The organism is Aureibaculum luteum (genome assembly GCF_003449015.1).
Classification (GTDB): domain Bacteria; phylum Bacteroidota; class Bacteroidia; order Flavobacteriales; family Flavobacteriaceae; genus Aureibaculum; species Aureibaculum luteum.
Genome location: NZ_QRGD01000007.1, coordinates 139,643 through 158,758, shown reverse-complemented (window position 1 = coordinate 158,758; position 19,116 = coordinate 139,643). Strand labels below are relative to the sequence as shown.

The 19,116-nt window shown below is 31.8% G+C and carries 19 protein-coding genes; 7 read left to right on the top strand and 12 right to left on the bottom strand.

Annotated features, from left to right (window positions below; all coding sequences use genetic code 11):
- Positions 1 to 31: 31 nt before the first annotated feature.
- The 10 genes from D3P13_RS15905 to D3P13_RS15860 all read right to left on the bottom strand — a co-directional run bounded on the left by D3P13_RS15905 (position 32) and on the right by D3P13_RS15860 (position 8,853).
- A complete protein-coding gene (locus D3P13_RS15905) occupies positions 32 to 1,144 on the bottom strand; it encodes a HesA/MoeB/ThiF family protein (RefSeq protein ID WP_117883863.1) in 1,113 nt (370 codons plus the stop codon).
- Positions 1,137 to 1,973 carry a DUF1835 domain-containing protein gene (locus D3P13_RS15900; RefSeq protein ID WP_117883862.1) on the bottom strand — a complete coding sequence of 279 codons (837 nt, stop codon included), beginning with the start codon at positions 1,971 to 1,973 and terminating at the stop codon, positions 1,137 to 1,139. Before D3P13_RS15900 ends, D3P13_RS15905 begins: the two co-directional genes overlap by 8 nt.
- Positions 1,966 to 3,087 carry an NTP transferase domain-containing protein gene (locus tag D3P13_RS15895; RefSeq protein WP_117883861.1) on the bottom strand — a complete coding sequence of 374 codons (1,122 nt, stop codon included), beginning with the start codon at positions 3,085 to 3,087 and terminating at the stop codon, positions 1,966 to 1,968. The genes D3P13_RS15900 and D3P13_RS15895 overlap by 8 nt, the downstream gene beginning before the upstream one ends.
- 3 nt (positions 3,088 to 3,090) lie before the next feature.
- Positions 3,091 to 3,564, bottom strand: a complete 474-nt coding sequence (gene moaC / locus D3P13_RS15890; RefSeq protein WP_117883860.1) for a cyclic pyranopterin monophosphate synthase MoaC — start codon at positions 3,562 to 3,564, stop codon at positions 3,091 to 3,093.
- A 67-nt stretch (positions 3,565 to 3,631) separates the two neighbouring features.
- Positions 3,632 to 4,870, bottom strand: coding sequence for a molybdopterin molybdotransferase MoeA (locus D3P13_RS15885; RefSeq protein ID WP_117883859.1), 1,239 nt, complete (start codon positions 4,868 to 4,870; stop codon positions 3,632 to 3,634).
- A 57-nt stretch (positions 4,871 to 4,927) separates the two neighbouring features.
- Positions 4,928 to 5,911, bottom strand: a complete 984-nt coding sequence (gene moaA, locus D3P13_RS15880) for a GTP 3',8-cyclase MoaA (protein WP_117883858.1) — start codon at positions 5,909 to 5,911, stop codon at positions 4,928 to 4,930.
- 52 nt (positions 5,912 to 5,963) lie between these two features.
- On the bottom strand, positions 5,964 to 6,377 hold the full coding sequence (locus D3P13_RS15875) for a DUF6691 family protein (protein ID WP_117883857.1): 414 nt from the start codon (positions 6,375 to 6,377) through the stop codon (positions 5,964 to 5,966).
- Between the two features lie 3 nt (positions 6,378 to 6,380).
- The gene (locus D3P13_RS15870) at positions 6,381 to 6,938 is read right to left on the bottom strand and encodes a YeeE/YedE family protein (protein WP_117883984.1); all 558 of its coding nucleotides are present in this window, start codon (positions 6,936 to 6,938) and stop codon (positions 6,381 to 6,383) included.
- Positions 6,939 to 6,950: 12 nt separating this feature from the next.
- Positions 6,951 to 7,586 carry a Crp/Fnr family transcriptional regulator gene (locus D3P13_RS15865; RefSeq protein ID WP_117883856.1) on the bottom strand — a complete coding sequence of 212 codons (636 nt, stop codon included), beginning with the start codon at positions 7,584 to 7,586 and terminating at the stop codon, positions 6,951 to 6,953.
- A gap of 13 nt (positions 7,587 to 7,599) precedes the next feature.
- Positions 7,600 to 8,853: a 3-deoxy-D-manno-octulosonic acid transferase gene (locus tag D3P13_RS15860; RefSeq protein WP_117883855.1), complete on the bottom strand. Its 1,254-nt coding sequence runs from the start codon at positions 8,851 to 8,853 to the stop codon at positions 7,600 to 7,602.
- 84 nt (positions 8,854 to 8,937) lie between these two features.
- Between D3P13_RS15860 and D3P13_RS15855 the strand changes: the two genes are divergently transcribed.
- Genes D3P13_RS15855 through rfbB form a run of 4 tightly spaced genes read left to right on the top strand, consistent with a single transcriptional unit; the run spans position 8,938 to position 13,523 of the window.
- Positions 8,938 to 10,104: a DegT/DnrJ/EryC1/StrS family aminotransferase gene (locus D3P13_RS15855; protein ID WP_117883854.1), complete on the top strand. Its 1,167-nt coding sequence runs from the start codon at positions 8,938 to 8,940 to the stop codon at positions 10,102 to 10,104.
- Between the two features lie 2 nt (positions 10,105 to 10,106).
- Entirely contained in the window at positions 10,107 to 11,423 is a 1,317-nt protein-coding gene (locus D3P13_RS15850) for a UDP-glucose dehydrogenase family protein (RefSeq protein ID WP_117883853.1), read from the top strand.
- 6 nt (positions 11,424 to 11,429) lie between these two features.
- Positions 11,430 to 12,443, top strand: a complete 1,014-nt coding sequence (galE, locus tag D3P13_RS15845; RefSeq protein WP_117883852.1) for a UDP-glucose 4-epimerase GalE — start codon at positions 11,430 to 11,432, stop codon at positions 12,441 to 12,443.
- A gap of 33 nt (positions 12,444 to 12,476) precedes the next feature.
- Positions 12,477 to 13,523, top strand: a complete 1,047-nt coding sequence (gene rfbB / locus D3P13_RS15840; protein ID WP_117883851.1) for a dTDP-glucose 4,6-dehydratase — start codon at positions 12,477 to 12,479, stop codon at positions 13,521 to 13,523.
- A gap of 15 nt (positions 13,524 to 13,538) precedes the next feature.
- On the opposite strand, the gene D3P13_RS15835 is transcribed toward rfbB, so the two are convergent.
- Positions 13,539 to 13,934, bottom strand: a complete 396-nt coding sequence (locus D3P13_RS15835; RefSeq protein WP_117883850.1) for a hypothetical protein — start codon at positions 13,932 to 13,934, stop codon at positions 13,539 to 13,541.
- An 18-nt stretch (positions 13,935 to 13,952) separates the two neighbouring features.
- Complete coding sequence (locus tag D3P13_RS15830) at positions 13,953 to 15,131, bottom strand: acyl-CoA dehydrogenase family protein (RefSeq protein ID WP_117883849.1); 1,179 nt, start codon at positions 15,129 to 15,131, stop codon at positions 13,953 to 13,955.
- 234 nt (positions 15,132 to 15,365) lie between these two features.
- Between D3P13_RS15830 and rnpA the strand changes: the two genes are divergently transcribed.
- The 3 genes from rnpA to D3P13_RS15815 are packed head-to-tail and all read left to right on the top strand — an operon-like array spanning position 15,366 to position 19,110.
- On the top strand, positions 15,366 to 15,758 hold the full coding sequence (rnpA, locus tag D3P13_RS15825) for a ribonuclease P protein component (protein WP_117883848.1): 393 nt from the start codon (positions 15,366 to 15,368) through the stop codon (positions 15,756 to 15,758).
- Complete coding sequence (locus D3P13_RS15820; RefSeq protein ID WP_117883847.1) at positions 15,745 to 17,379, top strand: S41 family peptidase; 1,635 nt, start codon at positions 15,745 to 15,747, stop codon at positions 17,377 to 17,379. The genes rnpA and D3P13_RS15820 overlap by 14 nt, the downstream gene beginning before the upstream one ends.
- Positions 17,380 to 17,424: 45 nt before the next feature.
- The gene (locus D3P13_RS15815; protein WP_117883846.1) at positions 17,425 to 19,110 is read left to right on the top strand and encodes a DUF6909 family protein; all 1,686 of its coding nucleotides are present in this window, start codon (positions 17,425 to 17,427) and stop codon (positions 19,108 to 19,110) included.
- Positions 19,111 to 19,116 lie beyond the last annotated feature (6 nt).

Here is a 19,116-nt window from a genome sequence, read left to right as displayed (position 1 = left end):
TAGCAAATAGAATAAGTTTAAATCATTTCATTCAATAATTGCTTATACCTCCTTTGAGACTTAACATCTTCAAATTAGGATATTTTTCTTTAATTTTTTGAGTTGCCGTATAACTGCTAATTCCTTTTTGACATATAAATATAAACGTTGGTTGGTCCAGTAAATCTAGACTTTGCTCTACGTGACCAACGATATCATCAAATGCTGACAACGGTATTTTTGCATCGACTGTAAAAGGCAAAGATGTTGAAATATCTTCTATTACAGAAATTATTTGAACCTCGTTTTTGATTTTCGAATTTATAATTTGTTTTAATTCATTACTGGCTATTAACAATGACAAATCTTGAGTTTCACAATTGGCATCAAAATAACTATCTTTTTCAAATAGTTGTGAAATTCTTTCTTTATCAAATGTTCGTTTTAGCTTCATTTTGTATTGTGAGTTCTCCAAACTATTATAAATGAGCAACACATCAGTCAAAGGATTTCCAATTCCACAAACCAATTTTAAAACCTCATTAGCTTGTAACAATCCAATAATACCAACAATAGTATTTAAAGTGCCTATTTCTGAGCAATTGGGAATGGCATCCTTAGAAATTTCTGGAAAAGCATCACGAAGATTGGCACTAAATTCACTGGTCTTTTGCTGAATATTAAAACTAGCTACATAACCGTCAAACTTATAGAGTGAACCATAAATAAATGGTTTGTTTTTTAACACACAAACATCATTCAATAAGTATTTGGTGGGCAAACTATCGGTACAATCAATAACATAATCAACACTTATCAATAATTCAAATATGTTCTTTTTGTTAATAACAAAGTGATGCTCAAACACCTCGGTAAACGGAGCAATTTTTCTTAAATAGCTCCCTAAAACCGCTACTTTTGACTTCCCTACATCTCCAGTAGTAAAAAACAGTTGACGGTGTAAATTAGTAATGTCTACCATGTCAAAATCTACCAAATGAATAGTGCCAATTCCACTTCCCGCTAAAGAAGTAGCAACTGAATTTCCTAAACCACCACAACCCACAATCAAAACACTTGTTTGTTGTAGTTTTTGCTGTCCGCTCTCACCTATTTCAGACAACGTAGTTTGACGTTTGAACAATTGTTTAGCAGTTTTATGCATTTATAATTCTTTTTCCAGATTCATTTAATCGATAAATTTCGTCATTCATAGAATAATAGGCATTCAATTTATCTAAATAATTAGCATATTGTAAATCTCCAAAACCATAAACTGTTTCAGTACGTTGCCACAACAACATTTCTCTGATGATTTGATTTTTGTTTAAGTTTTCTCCATCAATAAGTTCTAACATTTTTTGTTGGATTTGATTCAGGCCGTTTGACTTGGGAAAACGTTCTAAATGTTGGATGATAGCCATTTGAAAATAGGCAAAATCAGGTTTTTGATTAAAATCAAAAGCCTTTAATTCTTCAGGATTATTATTAACATAGATTTCCCAACATTTTTTCGCAAATAAAAGTTTTTTGCGACTTAATTTCTTTTTCTTACCTAATAATTGAGGATAAGATTTAGCATCATAATCGCCTAACGTTTGTAATTGATCTTTGCCATTTTCTTTACCTGTACAAACCAAATGATACATTACAGATTTATCGTAACTCTCCAATAAATAAGTACATAATGCCATTAGATTTATTTGACAAAACAGATCATATTCAAACCATAAAATAATTTCGTCATATTTAGCAACATTCTCTAATTTAACAATCTCTTTAATGGTTTTGTCAAAGTATTCTAATTTGCCAATACCCAAATCATTCTCAAAATAGTTATATCGTTTTTTCCAAAATTCATCACTACCTACTTCCTTACAGATCGGACCTTCACAAAGCATTTCTCGCCAAATAATTACATCTCCTTCAACTTGAGATTGACTAAAAATAGAAGCAGTGCTATCACCATTTAAAATATGTAATGTCTTAGCCATTGATTTCCTTTATGGCTTGTTGATACTCTTCTGGGGTATTTATATTGCGTATCAATTCATCATCAACCTCAACAATTTCAACCTCCGAATTTATCAATACTTTACGCGGACATGCATACCCTTGTGCTAAATAACCCAACAATATTGGATATGCTTTTGGCTCATAAATGGTAATTAACGGTTCTACAAAAGTTTTGGATTTCCCTTTTATTGCAGTCGCCATTTTTGAAGGGTTCCGATGCTTTAAAAGTAACTGAATTACTTCAGAATCTACAAAAGGTAAATCGCTAGCAAATACCAGCCAAGCTTTATTCGGATCATGTTGAAACGCAGAACATATAGCTCCAAATGCACCTAAATTGAAGAATTTATCTTCTATTATTTTGTCAACTTCTGAAGACATACCACTTGCAACAGAAATATAAGTGTCTAATAAGTTTCTTTCTAGTAATTGTACGGCATGATGCCTCTGTGGTTTACCATGGTAATCTAACTCCGTTTTATCTTGACCCATTCGAGTACTTTTACCACCGGCCAAAACCAATCCATTAATTGGTGCTATTTTTTCTTGAATTAAATTATTGATATGTCTAGCAATGGCATCTTCTTCAGTTATTGAATAGGCTTTAATATTTCTTATATATGGAAATTTTTCAAGTAAACAATCAAAATAATCAACCTCGTCATTCAATTTAATAATGAATTGAATTCGTGTTAATTGATCTAAACGTTTTTTTACAGAAGCCACCTTTTCATTGTCTAAAAATAAGATCTGCTTTTCTCCTTGATAATGGTTGCCATTAATAAATACTAAATCGTGTTGAGATAAACGAATACGTTCGTTATACTCGTTTAACTCAGTTTTTATTGTGGTCTCTAAACTACCTGAATGATGAAATACAAAACTATCAAAATCTTGTTGCGTCTCCGAATCTCTATGCGAAGCATCTAAATAGCCAATTTTAGCCTCTTTTTGAAGTTTTTTACTCATTTTTTGAACAAAAATGGCAATTACGGAGCATTTTGTGCCCAAAATAGCAATTTCATTTGGTGCGAAGTTTTCATTTTCACGCCTTTTTAATTTTGTATGTTTTTGGTGTTTCTTTTCCTCCATTACTTAACCTTTAAAATCTGATTTACCTCCCGTTTTTTCTAACAACTTAACCTCTTTTAATATCATATGTTGTGAAATACTTTTACACATGTCATATATGGTAAGAGCAGTAATTGTAGCTCCGGTTAATGCTTCCATTTCAACTCCAGTTTTACCTTCAATTTCTACAGTACATAAAATTTCCGCATGTTCATCATCAATAACATCAATGTCTATATCAACACCATTAATAGCCAGTGGATGGCACATCGGTATTAGATCTGAAGTCTTTTTTACCGCTTGAATCCCAGCCACAATAGCCGTTTGAAAAACAGGCCCTTTTTTGGTGGTAATATCGTTAACTTTAAAATTAGAAACGACTTTCTTACCTAAGAACAACGTAGCTATAGCAGTGGCCTTACGTTTGGTAATGGCTTTATCGCCAACATTTACCATTTTAGGCTGATTTTTCTTGTTGATATGTGAGAATTTGTTCACTTCGATGTTATTTTTTGACCTCACAAGTGTTGACGCTGATGTGTCAGACTGAAAGGTATATTGTTTATTAATACTGTCGATATCTAATCAAAGGAAAAGTTTCTCCTTTTCTAAACTCCGTTTTATCGGCTGGCAATTCTAAAAAACCATCTGCATCTGCTAAATTAGCTAAATCTCCTGAACCTTTACCTTTTACTGGCGTTCCAATTATCCTTCCGTTTTCATTTTGTAGACGTACTTGTAAAAAATAAGTTAATGCTGGTTGGAAAGTGAAGTCCTCTGAAAGGATAGCATGATCTTCATTTACATATTGAATTCCAATTGATTTTCTAAACCAAGGATAAAAATATTTTAAACAACCTACAAAAGTAGAAACAGGATTCCCTGGAAAAGCAAAAATTGTAGTTTTATGATTTCCATTACCTATTTTCATGTCATTTATCCTAAAAGGTCCAATGGCCCCAAACCAGAAGGGTTTTCCTGGGCGTTGTTTTACTTTATGAAATTGTTTTTTAACCCCTAACTCTTCTAATATTTCGGGTAAAAAATCAAATTTCCCTTTACTGACGGCACCACTAAAAAGCAACACATCATAATCTAATAAATATCCTTCTATTTTTTGTTTCAAAATGGCTTTATCATCGTTAATATGGGCTGTATCTGCCTGAATTTTCAACTCCTGTAAAAGTGCCACTAACATATAAACATTACTCCTTCTAATTTGATGATTTAAAGGAATTTTATCAACCTCAATCAACTCATCACCTGTAGAAACAATCATAACTTTTGGTTGTTTGGCTACTTTTACTGTTGCCTTACCAACAGTAGCTAGCACTCCAATTTCAGCTGACGAAATTATAGTGTTTTGTTTTATCAATAAATCATCTTGCTTTCGATCTAACCCTTTTCTATGAATGTTTTGACCTTGCTTTATAGTATCAGTGGATAGTTCAGCTTTACCGTCTTTAATCTCTACAAGCTCGTATGGAATAACTGTATCTACATTTTTGGGTACCACAGCACCTGTCATCACTTCTATACAATTCTGTTGACTTTTTAACGATAATTGTTCTGCCCCAGCGGCTTGGATGCTTTCAATTGGAAATGTGATATCCCCTTTTTTATAAGTATCATAATCAATAGCAATACCATCCATACTGACTCTATCAAATGGAGGGAAATCTCTATCTGCACCAATGTGTTCCTTTAAAACACGTCCTAACGACTCCATAAAAGGAATTTTTTCAACACCGAAATCTTGAGATTCTGCTAAAATTATTTCTAATGCTTTTTCAACCGTTATCATAAAATATGACTGTTTTAAACTTAAACCCCAGTACTGGAGACATCTGTTTCTATTTACTTAACCTCCTATTGTAGACATACTTTCCGAAACATCATTATTTCTATTGGCCTCTGCTATAAAACCATTTTTAGGTTTTTGCTTGACAATACTCATAAAAAGCTGCTTTAAATCATCATTATTTGCTCCTTGGCGGATAAAGTCTCGTATGTTAAAAACACCATTATCAAACAGGCAATTTTTAAACATTCCGGTTGACGTTATCCGTATGCGATTACAATCGTCACAAATTGTTCTAGTGAATGCAGGAATGATTCCAAATGCCCCTTTATAATCTTGTACTTTAAAGTTATGAGAAGTTGATGATTTATCTGATATTAAAGGAGTAATGTTGCTATAATTGGATTTAATTTTATTTAAAATTTTATTGTAATTCCACTCCTCCTTCATGTTGCGTTGCCCCTTACCATTAAAAGGCATTTCTTCTATAAAACGTACTGCTAAATTTTTATGTTTAGTCAATTCAATAAAATCTATGATTTCATGTGTGTTAACATCCGATTGCACCACGCAATTCAGTTTTAAATTTAAAGTGCTCCTTTCTAGGGCTTCCAACGTTTTAAAAACATCATCAAAAACATCACGTCTTGTTATTTTTGCAAAATTCGCTTTGTCTAAACTATCAATACTCAGGTTTATAGTTTTTACTTTTAAAGCTTCAAGCTCTTTAATATGATTTACAATTAAAACGCCGTTGGTAGTGATATTAATTTCTTCCAATTTATCATTAAACGAAAGCATTTCTAAAAACTTGATAAAATCTTTACGTACAAATGGCTCTCCTCCTGTTAAGCGAACTTTATTAACACCTAGTTCACTTAAAACTCTGGTTATTCGGTACATTTCTTTAAAAGTAAGTAGTTCCTTCCTGTCAACGATATCAATGCCATGTGCTGGCATACAATATTGGCAACGCAAGTTACAACGATCAGTTACTGCCAATCGCAAATAGGAAATTTGCCTACCAAAATTATCGGTTAACATAATTATAATTTTAAAATAGAATTATTGGTAAAGATAAGAAAGAAAACATTGCCTAGTTTGGCATCCACTTTTTAACTCCGTGATATACAAAAGCACCTAACAAAGCTCCAAATACAATAATGAGAATTGCCAATACTCCCCGACCCAATAAAATAAACATAGGTCCAGGACAAGCACCAACTAAAGCCCAGCCTAAACCGAAAATAATACCACCAAACAAATTAGCTTTAAAAGCATTCTTTTTAGGCGGTATAATAATTTGTTCACCATCCTTATTTTTTAAAATACCTTTTTTGAATAACTGAATAATAAGAATACCTAAGACTACAGCAGAACCAATAACGCCGTACATATGAAAGGATTGAAACTTAAACATTTCATAAATTCTAAACCAAGAGATAACTTCTGCTTTGCTTAGTATAATACCAAATAAAATACCTACTATAAAAAATTTTATAAATTTCATCTTCTAAAATATTATCGGAATAAATACCCATGTCATTATTAATCCTCCTACGAAAAACCCAATAACTGCAATTAATGATGGAATTTCTAAATTGCTTAGCCCAACAATAGCATGACCCGATGTGCAACCACCTGCATAACGTGTACCGAATCCAACTAAAAATCCACCCAGCAATAAAACTAAAATTCCTTTTAAAGAAAATAATGCATCTAATGAAAAAATTTCAGCTGGTAAATAAGATTGTCCGGCATTTTTAATACCTATCTCTGACAAATCCTGAATCGTTTGAGGATTTAAAGCAATAACCTCGTTTGGAGTAAGCCATTGATATGATATAAAACCGCCTATAATTGCTCCAAAAACAAAAATTAAGTTCCACGTATTTTTTCTCCAATCAAGTTTAAAATAACTATTGAATTTACCAGCTCCACCAATAGCACATATCGTTTCTAAATTTGAAGACACTCCAAATGTTTTACCAAAATAAAAGAGTAAGAACATAACCAAAGTAATCAATGGACCTGCGACATACCAAGGCCAAGGTTGTAAAAAGAATTCAATCATAATTATATTTTAATATTCAAGAACTTCTATTTTATTCCTAAATAGTTTAATTTTTTGTTCGTTTTCAAGTTGTTTTAACAATCTAGAAATAACAACCCGTGATGTGTTTAAATCTTGAGCAATCTCTTGATGCGTTGTTGTCAAGGTTGTGCTTCTCATTATTTTTACCTTATCAGTTAAGTATTTGAACAAACGCTCGTCCATTTTCTTAAAAGCCAACGTATCTATAGCTTCAATCATTTCTGATAGACGTGTATTGTAACTATCAATTACAAAAGTTCTCCAAGATTTATATTTGGCTAACCATTCATCCATTTTTTCAACAGGTATGAATATAATTTCAGAATCCATTTCTGCCACACCTCTAATCTCACTTTTTGCACCGTGCAATCCACTGCCAAAAGTAATGGTACATGTATCGCCATGTTCTAAGTAATACAATACTATTTCATCTCCCTTAGTATCTTCGTGACTAATTTTTATTGCACCTGAAAGTATTAATGGAATCTTATCAAATTTATCACCTAAATCTAATAATAGTTCATTTTCTCTAACTTTTTTATAAACACCAACCTTTATGATTTCGTCAACAAGTGCCTCCTCAAAAACTACATTAAAATAAGATGTTAATTTTTCTTTAATCATGATGTTCAGAAAATTAGTTATTGATGTAATTCATAATTTTTTGGGTAGAACCTATATTGTTCAAAATATACCCTTTGGCAATATTACCTTTATTTTTACGAAAATCGTCATCGCTAAATAATAAAGTTAATGCAGCATCAAGCTCTTCCGCATTTTGAATAGATAGACAAGCTTCAAGTTGAAGCAAATCTTTGGCTTCATTAAATTTATGATAATTTGGCCCAATAATTATTGGTACTCCGAAAGTCGCTGGTTCTAATACATTATGAATTCCAGTTCCAAATCCACCTCCAACATAAGCAATATCGCTATAATTATAAATCTTAGTTAGAATTCCAATTGTGTCAATAATTAATACCTGAAATTCACTTAAATCTTTATTCTCAATTTCTGAATACAATAGTACTTTTTTGTTTATGCTTTGTTTTAATTTATCAATTCCTTGAGTATTGATATTATGCGGTGCAATGATAAACTTTTGATTCTGTTTTGATTTATTATTAATAAAATTAACCAGCAATGCTTCATCTTTAGGCCAAGTACTACCGGCCACTAAAGTTGTTTTATTATTTTTAAATTTTTCAGCAAAACTAAGGTCAATTTCTTGCTTCGTAATTTCATAAACTCTATCAAACCTTGTATCTCCAGAAAGCGTTGTATTGTTGAACCCTATTTTATTTAATAATTTTACGGATTCATTGTTCTGTACGAAAAAGTGATCAAAAGTCTGTAGCGATTTTCGCATCCATCCTCCATAACCTTTAAAAAAAGATTGATTTTCTCTAAAAATTCCCGAAACCAAAATAGTCTTTATCTGCTTTTTTCTAAGTTCTTTTAATAAATTTGGCCAAAACTCATATTTTACAAATACTGCTATCATAGGGTCTACAATTTCTACAAACCTTTTCGCATTATTTTTTGTATCTAAAGGTAAATAAGTAACTACGTCAGCTACTTCATAATTTTTTCTAATCTCATACCCTGATGGCGAAAAAAAAGTTACTAATATTTTAGATCCAAAAAATTGTGATTCTGAATTTGTAGTTTGTCTTTTTATTTTTTCAATGATTGGCCTTCCTTGTTCAAATTCTCCCAATGAAGCACAATGAAACCATATAACATTAGCCTCAGAGCCAAAATTCTTTTTTAATTGAACAAAAACATCCTTTCTGCCTCCAACAAAAAGAGCAATCTTTTTATTAAAAATTGCAATAATTTTAAGCAAAAAACCTACAATGTAAACCGCTATGTTATATAAAAAATACATAAGATTTGGCTAAAATATGAATTTGTAAGATTAGGCGTTAAATAATTTGTAATTTTGTGCGTTTATTGTTAAAAACCATAACGAATGAAACCAATTGAAATGGTTGACTTAAAAAGTCAATATAAAAGAATTAAAGGGCAAATAGATACTTCTATTCAAAAAGTAATTGATAATACTTCTTTTATCAATGGACCCGAAGTAAAACAATTTCAACAAGAATTAGAAGAGTACCTCAACGTTAAACATGTAATTCCATGTGCCAATGGCACGGATGCTTTACAAATTGCCATGATGGGTTTAGGCCTTGAGCAAGGAGATGAGGTAATTACAGCAGATTTTACTTTTGCTGCAACTGTTGAAGTTATTGCATTATTAAAATTAACACCTGTGTTAGTTGATGTTGAAGCAGATACATTTAATATAGATATTGAAGCTCTTAAAAAAGCGATAACTCCAAAAACTAAGGCTATTGTACCTGTACATTTATTTGGACAATGTGCAAATATGGAAGCAATTTTAGAAGTCGCTCAAGAACATAACTTATATGTTATTGAAGATAATGCTCAAGCGATTGGTGCAGACTATACTTTTGCTAATGGTACAAAACAGAAAGCAGGAACCATTGGAAACGTAGGAACCACTTCATTTTTTCCTTCTAAAAATTTAGGTTGTTATGGTGATGGTGGTGCTATTTTTACAAATGATGACGATTTAGCTCATAAATTACGCGGTATTGTAAATCATGGAATGTACCAACGATATTATCACGATGAAGTAGGTGTAAATTCCCGTTTAGATGGTATTCAAGCGGTTGTACTCAGTGCCAAATTACCACATTTAGATGCCTATTGTAATGCTAGAAGAAATGCTGCTAAATATTACAATAATGCCTTTAAAGCTTCTAAAAATATTATTACTCCTTCAGTGACTTACAACTGCAATAAAAATGGCAATGAGATTTGCGACACCTGTAATTGTCATGTTTTCCATCAGTATACCTTAAGGGTAGTTGACGTTGATAGAAATGCATTACACCAGCATTTATTAGATAATAACATACCATGTGCTATTTATTATCCAGTGCCTTTACACAGTCAAAAAGCATATGCTGATAAGCGTTATAATGAAGCAGATTTTCCAGTTACAAATGAATTGATAAAATCGGTTATTTCCTTACCAATGCATACAGAGTTAGAACATGAGCAGCAAGATTTTATTGCTAAAACGATATTGAATTTTATAAATAAATAATTATGAATTTAACTGTAATAGGTACAGGGTATGTAGGTTTAGTGACAGGAACTTGTCTAGCAGATATGGGTAACAATGTTACTTGTGTTGATATTGATGAAGACAAGGTAAAGGCCATGAAAAATGGTATAATACCTATTTATGAACCCAATTTAGAAGAACTTTTTAATAAAAATATTGAAGGGGATAGATTACACTTTACCACTAATTTAAAGGAAGCAATTCAAAATTCATCAGTTATATTTTTAGCATTACCTACGCCGCAAGACGAAGATGGATCTGCTGATTTATCTTATGTTAAAGGTGTTGCCCATGATTTGGGTAAAATGATAAAAGGTTATAAAGTAATCATTAATAAAAGTACGGTGCCTGTAGGTACATCTGATATTGTTAAAGATATAATTTCGAGTCATACTAATGTAGCGTTTGACGTCGTTTCAAATCCTGAATTTTTGCGTGAAGGTTATGCTGTAAAAGATTTTATGGAACCTGAGCGTATAATTATTGGTTCAAAAAGTAAAAAGGCTAAATCTATTTTATCAAAATTGTATAAGCCTTTCATTAGCACAAAACGACCTATCATCTTTATGGATGAACGTTCGTCTGAACTTACAAAATATGCTTCGAATTGTTTTTTAGCGACTAAAATCACCTTTATGAATGAGGTTGCAAATCTCTGTGAAATCATAGGTTCAGATGTTGATATGGTAAGAATTGGTATGGGCTCAGATTCGAGAATAGGAAACCGCTTTTTATACCCCGGTATAGGTTACGGAGGTTCTTGTTTTCCGAAAGATGTAAATGCTTTAGTAAAATCTAGTGATGAAGCCAATTACGATTTTAAAATTTTAAAATCAGTTTTGGATGTTAACGTCCAACAAAAAAAATCTTTAGTTCCTAAAGTATCTCGTTATTTTAATAAAAATTTAAAAGGTAAAAAAGTTGCCATATGGGGATTAGCATTTAAACCCAATACAGATGATGTAAGGGAAGCACCGGCTATTGATGTAATTAACGAATTGTTATTACAAGATGTTAAAATTACAGCATATGATCCTGAAGCCATGCCAAATATCGAACGTATTTATGGTGATAAAATCCAATTTGGAAAAAATGCCTACGATATTTTAGAAGATGCGGACTGTTTGTTAATTTGTACCGAGTGGAGCGAATTTACACAACCAAGTTTTGAAAAAATTAAAAGACTTTTAAAAAACCCTATCATTTTTGACGGTAGAAATATGTTTGATTTAGATGCCATGAAGCACAATGGATTTCATTATGAGTCAGTTGGAAGAAAAATTGTAAAATTACAATAGCTACTTATGAGCAAAATATTAGTTACCGGAGGTCTTGGTTTTATAGGTTCACATACTGTTGTTGAACTACAAAACGAAGGTTATGAAGTTGTTATAATTGACGACCTATCTAATACCACAATTGATGTTTTGGATAAGATAATTTCAATTACAGGTAAAAAGCCTTTATTTGAAGAATTAGATTTAAAGAACAAGCCTTCCATTCAGGAATTTTTTAAGAAGCATAAGGACATACTAGGTGTTATTCATTTCGCAGCCTCCAAAGCGGTTGGTGAAAGTGTTGAAAAACCTTTGAAATATTATCACAACAATATTTCAACATTAATTTATTTGTTGGAAGAAATGACTGTCAATAAGGTGAATAACTTTATTTTTAGTTCTTCATGTACCGTTTATGGTCAAGCTGACACTATGCCTATTACCGAAAGTGCTCCATTCAAAACTGCGGAATCTCCTTACGGGAACACTAAACAGATTGGAGAAGAAATTATTTCTGATGCTTCTAAGGTTTCTGATTTAAATGCCATTGCGTTACGTTATTTTAATCCTATTGGAGCTCATAAAACGACTAAAATAGGAGAGCTACCTATTGGAGTACCACAAAACTTAATTCCTTATGTAACACAAACAGCAGCTGGAATGAGGAAAGAACTTTCCATATTTGGTGGCGATTACCCAACACCAGATGGTACCGCAGTGCGTGATTATATTCATGTTGTTGATTTAGCAAAAGCCCATACGGTAGCTATGAAAAGATTATTGAAAGGTGATAATAAATCAAATTTTGAGGTCTTTAATATTGGTACAGGCAAAGGTAGTTCAGTTTTAGATGTTATAAAGGCTTTTGAAAAGGCTACAAATAAAAAATTAAACTATAAAATTGTTGATCGCCGTGAAGGTGACATTACAGAAGCTTATGCGGATACCACTTATGCTCAAAATGAGCTGAAATGGAAAGCTGAACTCAGCTTAGAAGATGCATTGGCATCTGCTTGGAATTGGCAAGAGACCTTGAAATAAAAAAAATCTTATTTTCGTCGGAATAACATAGACATGAAAAACATATTAATTACTGGAGGAGCTGGATTTATTGGAGCTCACGTTGTTAGACTATTCGTTACTAATTATCCTAAGTATCATATTTATAATTTAGATGCATTAACCTATGCAGGGAATTTAGAAAATATCGCAGATATTTCTGATGCTTCAAATTATTCTTTTGTCAAAGGAAACATTAAAGATATAGACTTTATTAATAATCTATTTCAAGAGCATAAATTTGATGGGGTAATTCACTTGGCTGCTGAAAGTCATGTCGATAGATCCATTACCAATCCCAATGATTTTATTGAAACCAATGTGTTGGGAACTGCTAATTTATTAAATGCATTTCGCGATTTATGGAAAGACAATTTCGAAGATAAATTATTCTATCATGTTTCCACAGATGAAGTATACGGTTCCTTAGGTAAAACAGGATTGTTTACTGAAACCACATCTTATGACCCTCAATCACCTTATGCTGCTTCTAAAGCAGCATCTGACCATGTAGTTCGATCATTTGGAAACACCTATAAATTACCTTTTGTAATAAGTAACTGTTCTAATAATTATGGTGCAAATCAATTTCCAGAAAAATTAATTCCATTATTTATCCACAACATCAGAACTGGTAAAAATTTACCAGTTTACGGTGATGGAAATTACACAAGAGATTGGCTTTTTGTTGAAGACCATGCCAAAGCAATCGATTTAATATTTCATAAGGGTAAACTTGCCGATACTTATAATATTGGTGGATTTAACGAGTGGACAAACCTGAACTTAATTAAGGTATTGTGTGAGCAAATGGATATAAAATTAAATCAACCTGAGGGAACTTCAGCAAAATTAATCACTTTTGTAAAAGATAGAGCGGGTCACGATAAACGTTATGCTATCGATGCTACAAAACTTAATAAAGAATTAGGTTGGAAACCTTCTGTAACTTTTGAAGAAGGCTTGTCTAAAACCATTGATTGGTATTTAGAAAACGAACAATGGTTGAACAATGTTACATCTGGTGCTTATAAAGATTATTATAAGGAAATGTACGAATAACACATCTTTAAATATTTAATTATTCAATTGATCGTAAGCTGAATTTTGTTGATTAAAAGCCGCATCAATATTTGGAGTTTTTTTTGGTTTTCTTCGTTTTAAAGGAATAATTATACTAGCACCAATTATTCCACCTAGCACACTATATTGAAAGTCTTTTTTACTTCTTGTACCATTGAACCATTTAGGATCAACAACCTCCTTTAAATACCCAACAACTGAAGCTGTTGCAGCACCAATTAGCCAAGCTTTTAATTTGCTGTTTGTTTTCTTATAAACTAAATAAGAAGTACCTCCACCAATTATTGCTCCTACAATAACATGTTCTGGATGTCCTTTTTCTGAAATAATGATTTGTCCATTTGATGGATAATAAATAAAGAGTATTAAAAATATTAAAATATATCGCATATGTAAATATAAAATATTTTATTTAAAGGCATTCAATCCTGTTACATCTAGCCCTGTAATTAACAAATGGATATCATGCGTACCTTCATAAGTAATTACAGATTCTAAATTCATCATATGCCTCATAATAGAGTATTCACCTGTTATTCCCATACCTCCTAACATTTGCCTCGCTTCTCTAGTTATTTTTAACGCCATATCAACGTTATTCCTTTTTGCCATCGATATTTGTGCTGAGGTTGCTTTTCCTTCATTACGTAAAACGCCTAACCGCCAAGCCAATAATTGAGCTTTTGTAATTTCGGTAATCATTTCAGCCAACTTTTTCTGTTGCAATTGAAATGCTCCAATAGGTTTACCAAATTGCATACGCTCTTTCGAATATCTCAACGCAGTATCGTAACAATCCATTGCCGCTCCAATTGCTCCCCAGGCAATTCCAAATCTAGCGGAATCCAAGCAACCTAATGGTGCTCCAAGTCCAGATTTTTTTGGTAATAAATTCTCTTTTGGGACTTTTACATTATCAAAAATCAATTCTCCGGTGGCTGAAGCTCTTAAAGACCATTTATTATGTGTTGTTGGTGTTGTAAACCCTTCCATACCACGTTCTACAACAAGCCCGTGAATTCTACCCGACTCATCCTTAGCCCAAACTACTGCAATATCAGCAAATGGTGCATTAGAAATCCACATTTTTGCTCCATTTAGTAAATAATGATCTCCTTTATCTTTAAAATTAGTCACCATTCCTGAAGGATTCGATCCATGGTCTGGTTCTGTAAGTCCAAAACAGCCCATAAATTCACCAGAAGCTAATTTGGGTAAATATTTTTGACATTGAGCTTCGTTACCATATTTCCAAATAGGGTACATAACTAAAGAAGATTGTACAGATGCCGTTGAGCGTACACCAGAATCACCACGCTCTATTTCCTGCATAATTAATCCGTAAGAAATTTGGTCTAAACCTGCTCCTCCATACTCTTCAGGAATATATGGTCCAAAAGCACCTATTTCAGCCAATCCTTTAATAATTTGAGTTGGGAATTCCGCTTTTTGAGCATAATCCTCTATTATTGGTGAAACTTCTCGCTTTACCCACTCTCTGGCTGCATCTCTAACCAATTTATGTTCATCGGTTAATAAATCATCCAATTGGTAATAATCTGGGGCTTGAAATAAATCTTGTGACATTTTCTTAATATTTAGTATTCAAAAATAACGATTTAAGTCATTTTATTGTGTTTTTTTCTAAATAGTTTATTGACTACATTTGTTTATATAATTTAAACATTAATATACTTTTAACCATTACTACCTTAAAGGTAATGGTTAAAATCTTAATGTGAGAACAAGAGCAACAACTAAATACGTTTGCTCTTAAATTTTAATTATCTAGTTATTTATTAATTTCAAAAACTAAATCAACTGAAATTTACATTAAAAAAAGAAGAAAAGCTGAAAAGCAAAATCCTTATTGGAGAACTATTTGATAAGGGAAAATCCTTATCAAAATTCCCACTACGTTTGGTATATTTACAATCAGAACATTCTTCTAATTACCTAATAAAAGTAGCCTTTTCAGCCCCAAAACGTAGGTTTAAAAAAGCAGTGGATAGAAACAGAATTAAACGATTGATGAGAGAGGCTTATCGTAAAAACAAGCATATTTTATACAGCAGCATTGAAGAAAAGCATATTATTATGTTTACCTATTTAGACGAAAACGAGTTAAAATACGTTGAAATAGAAGAAAAATTGATACTTTTATTAAAAAGGTTATCTGATAAAATCAAGTCTTGCCAGCATGAAGAGAGTTAAACAACTAGGAATTATTACTGTATTGATTACTGTTTTAACAGTATCGGTTGGATATAAATCTGACTTTTTTGAAGTCGCCAAACAAATAGAAATCTATACTACATTGTTTAAAGAACTAAACATGTACTATATAGACGAGACTAATCCTGCCGAATTAACAGAAGCTGCAATAGACCACATGTTAAATGAATTAGACCCTTATACGCGGTTTTATGATGAGCAAGGTGTAGAAAAAGCAAGAATAAATGCCGCATCAGATAATGGTGGAATTGGTGCCAGTACAAAAATAATTGATAATAAATTGTTTATAGCTGAAGCTTATGAAGATGCTGCAGCAGATAAAGCTGGATTAAAAACTGGTGATCAAATTATAAAAATAAATGAACTTGCACTTAGTAAAATCCCTGCTATAGATGCCATGTCAATGCTTAATGGTAATCCTAATTCTAAAGTTAGTTTAGAGTTAAAAAGACAAGACAAGACTTTTATCGCTACTATAAACAGAGAGGCCAATGAATTTGACCCAGTTCCTTACTACAGAATGTTAGATGACCAAGTTGGTTATATCTCATTTATTAAGTTTAACACAAAAGCGTCTTCTAGTGTAAAAGCTGCCTTTGATGATTTGAAATCTCAAGGAATGACTAAATTGGTTTTAGATATTAGAGGAAATGGTGGAGGATTACTAAATGAAGCCGTTGAAATAACGAACTTTTTTGTTCCAAAAAATGAAGTAGTTGTTACTACCAAAGCTAAAGTAAAAAAGTGGAGTGATACTTATAAAACGAAAAGAGAGCCTATAGATTTAGATATTCCTATTGCCGTTTTAATAGACCGATATTCTGCGTCAGCCTCTGAAATTGTTGCCGGCTCTTTACAAGATTTAGACCGAGCTGTTATTATCGGTGAACGTTCTTTTGGAAAAGGTTTAGTGCAACGTTATAGAAAACTAACCTATGGAACACAGCTAAAATTAACTATATCAAAATATTATACGCCTAGCGGAAGATGTATTCAAGAATTAGATTATACTCATAAAAATAAAGATGGTGAAATTCCAAAATTTTCAGAAATTAAACGGAATGCCTTTAAAACTTCGAATGGTAGAACCGTTTATGATGGGGGTGGAATTGAACCTGATATTAAATTATCTAAAACAGAAAGAACCAATGCTACCCATGCATTATTAGAATCTGATGCTATTTTTATGTTTGCTAACACTTTTACAAACAAAAATAAAAGTATTGATGCTACAGAAACATTTAATCTTAAAGAATCAGATTATCAAGATTTTATTAATTATCTAACCGAAAATAAAGATGCCTTTAAAACGGAAACAGATAATAAATTATCAGACGCTTTAAAAACGGCTGAAAAAGACGGTTATAGTGAAAGTATAAATAAAGAATATCAAAATTTAATTTCAAAAATTAATAGTGAAAAAATTAAAGAATTATCACAAAATGAATCTGAAATAAAAGACGCATTAACCAATGAAATTGTTAGACGATACTATTATAAAAAAGGAGAATATATCCATAAAGCATCTCATGACAAGGCAATAATTGAAGCCGTACAAATCTTGAATGATGAAAATAAATATCAAAATCTTTTAAAATAATTTTTTAGTAAGTATTTTGGTATCTTTGTTCAAATATATATTTGAATGAATACTTTAAAGCCAACCAAATCTCAAGAATCTTCTAATGCTATTGAACGTATGTATACCGCTATGCGGCATTTGTTCAATCGTGGATTTTACAAACCCATGGGTGTTTCTGGGCAAACCTTACGAGAATCTTTACTGCTCTTAAGACCAGAAATATACGGTTCTATTGCAGATGTAAATACTGAACTTGATGGACTATTATATGTAATTGAAAGATTACCAGAAGGGATAGAAGAATGTCAATTTATCAATCTAACTTCAGACGAAGGCTATAAAGATTCTCACTACACTCCAATTATACCTGAAAAAAGACGAAGAAATTGCTACAGAATCGATAAAGATCAAATGAATATTGAAATTACGAGAGGGCGTTCTGATATTTATGATGTATTAACGCACTTGACTTTCCTATTTATAGAATCTCATAAAATAAAAAATAATATACTAATAGACGAAGAAGGTATAACCATTAGAGAATGGATGCATTTGGAAGAGGTCGTATTAAATAATAAAGAATTATCAGATAATGAGAGAGAAGTTCTGATTACCCATTTGGCTAACATTTTGGGAAGAACTTTTATAGAGGTTAAGCAAATAGCTCAAAATTTTGCAACAAAAGAAAACCCAAATAAATTCTTCAATTGTATTTTTTGGATGGGTAAATTAGCTCTTAACGAAACCTTATTAAACAAAAAAAGGACAATTGTTTTTAGCACTTCGCTTCGCGAACGCATTGGTCATCATATTTATGGAGATAAGTGGGCAAACAGTATAAAAGAAGTCTTAGATAAAAATAATTTAATCAAAAGACCAATTCATATTATCAGTGCAAATATGCATAGTGTAATGAATTCTATTTACGCTCCAATAATTTTGTCTAAAGAGGCTAAATTAAATGAAGGAATCGCTTTATTTGAATTACTTAGTAAAAAAGCAAACGCTTCTTTACAAAAAAAAGTAAAAGAACATGCGTCTCAGAACGGTTTAATCTATGTAAAGGATACTTCTGGAACAAATATTAATGTTCAAATTATTGATACTGCAAAAATTAATTTCAAAGGTTCTAAATATTCATTTTCAAAAGAATTATCCGAAGAAAAAAAGCCAATTATCATAGTAATGGATTATGCCTTTGGAGAACAAGCATTTGAAACCTTAGACGAATTGTTAAAACCATTCATTTGCAAAAAGGAAAAAACGCACCATTTAAATGTGGAATCTGTTTCAATAATGGGTAAAGCAGGTATTTTACAAGGTGGTAAAGGTGATATTATGATTCCTTCTGCTCATATTTTTGAAGGTACCGCGGATAACTACCCATTTACAAACGAACTTAAAAAAGAAGATTTAGAAGGTTTTGGTCTTAATGTTTATGAAGGCTCTATGGTTACCGTACTGGGAACCTCTTTACAAAATAGAGATCTATTAGAATTTTTCCATAATTCTACTTGGAGAGCCATTGGATTAGAAATGGAAGGTGCACATTATCAAAAAGCTATACAATCAGCTTCAAAAATCAGAGGAAACATATCAGAAAATGTAAAAGTTAGATATGCGTATTATGCTTCAGACAACCCTCTAGAAACTGGTGGCACTCTTGCCTCTGGTGGTTTGGGCACAACTGGCGTTAGACCCACCTATGCGATAACGCAAAAAATATTAGAACAAATTTTATCAGCTTAAATTAAG

Bases quoted from the DNA above. Each gene is read 5' to 3' on its own strand.
- D3P13_RS15835 (WP_117883850.1), bottom strand. From the start codon at position 13,934: ATGCGATATATTTTAATATTTTTAATACTCTTTATTTATTATCCATCA.
- D3P13_RS15855 (WP_117883854.1), top strand. From the start codon at position 8,938: ATGAAACCAATTGAAATGGTTGACTTAAAAAGTCAATATAAAAGAATT.
- D3P13_RS15875 (WP_117883857.1), bottom strand. From the start codon at position 6,377: ATGAAATTTATAAAATTTTTTATAGTAGGTATTTTATTTGGTATTATA.
- D3P13_RS15820 (WP_117883847.1), top strand. From the start codon at position 15,745: ATGAAGAGAGTTAAACAACTAGGAATTATTACTGTATTGATTACTGTT.
- D3P13_RS15830 (WP_117883849.1), bottom strand. From the start codon at position 15,131: ATGTCACAAGATTTATTTCAAGCCCCAGATTATTACCAATTGGATGAT.
- D3P13_RS15885 (WP_117883859.1), bottom strand. From the start codon at position 4,870: ATGATAACGGTTGAAAAAGCATTAGAAATAATTTTAGCAGAATCTCAA.
- D3P13_RS15860 (WP_117883855.1), bottom strand. From the start codon at position 8,853: ATGTATTTTTTATATAACATAGCGGTTTACATTGTAGGTTTTTTGCTT.
- D3P13_RS15865 (WP_117883856.1), bottom strand. From the start codon at position 7,586: ATGATTAAAGAAAAATTAACATCTTATTTTAATGTAGTTTTTGAGGAG.
- D3P13_RS15895 (WP_117883861.1), bottom strand. From the start codon at position 3,087: ATGGAGGAAAAGAAACACCAAAAACATACAAAATTAAAAAGGCGTGAA.
- D3P13_RS15905 (WP_117883863.1), bottom strand. From the start codon at position 1,144: ATGCATAAAACTGCTAAACAATTGTTCAAACGTCAAACTACGTTGTCT.
- D3P13_RS15850 (WP_117883853.1), top strand. From the start codon at position 10,107: ATGAATTTAACTGTAATAGGTACAGGGTATGTAGGTTTAGTGACAGGA.
- rfbB (WP_117883851.1), top strand. From the start codon at position 12,477: ATGAAAAACATATTAATTACTGGAGGAGCTGGATTTATTGGAGCTCAC.
- galE (WP_117883852.1), top strand. From the start codon at position 11,430: ATGAGCAAAATATTAGTTACCGGAGGTCTTGGTTTTATAGGTTCACAT.
- D3P13_RS15900 (WP_117883862.1), bottom strand. From the start codon at position 1,973: ATGGCTAAGACATTACATATTTTAAATGGTGATAGCACTGCTTCTATT.
- D3P13_RS15815 (WP_117883846.1), top strand. From the start codon at position 17,425: ATGAATACTTTAAAGCCAACCAAATCTCAAGAATCTTCTAATGCTATT.
- moaA (WP_117883858.1), bottom strand. From the start codon at position 5,911: ATGTTAACCGATAATTTTGGTAGGCAAATTTCCTATTTGCGATTGGCA.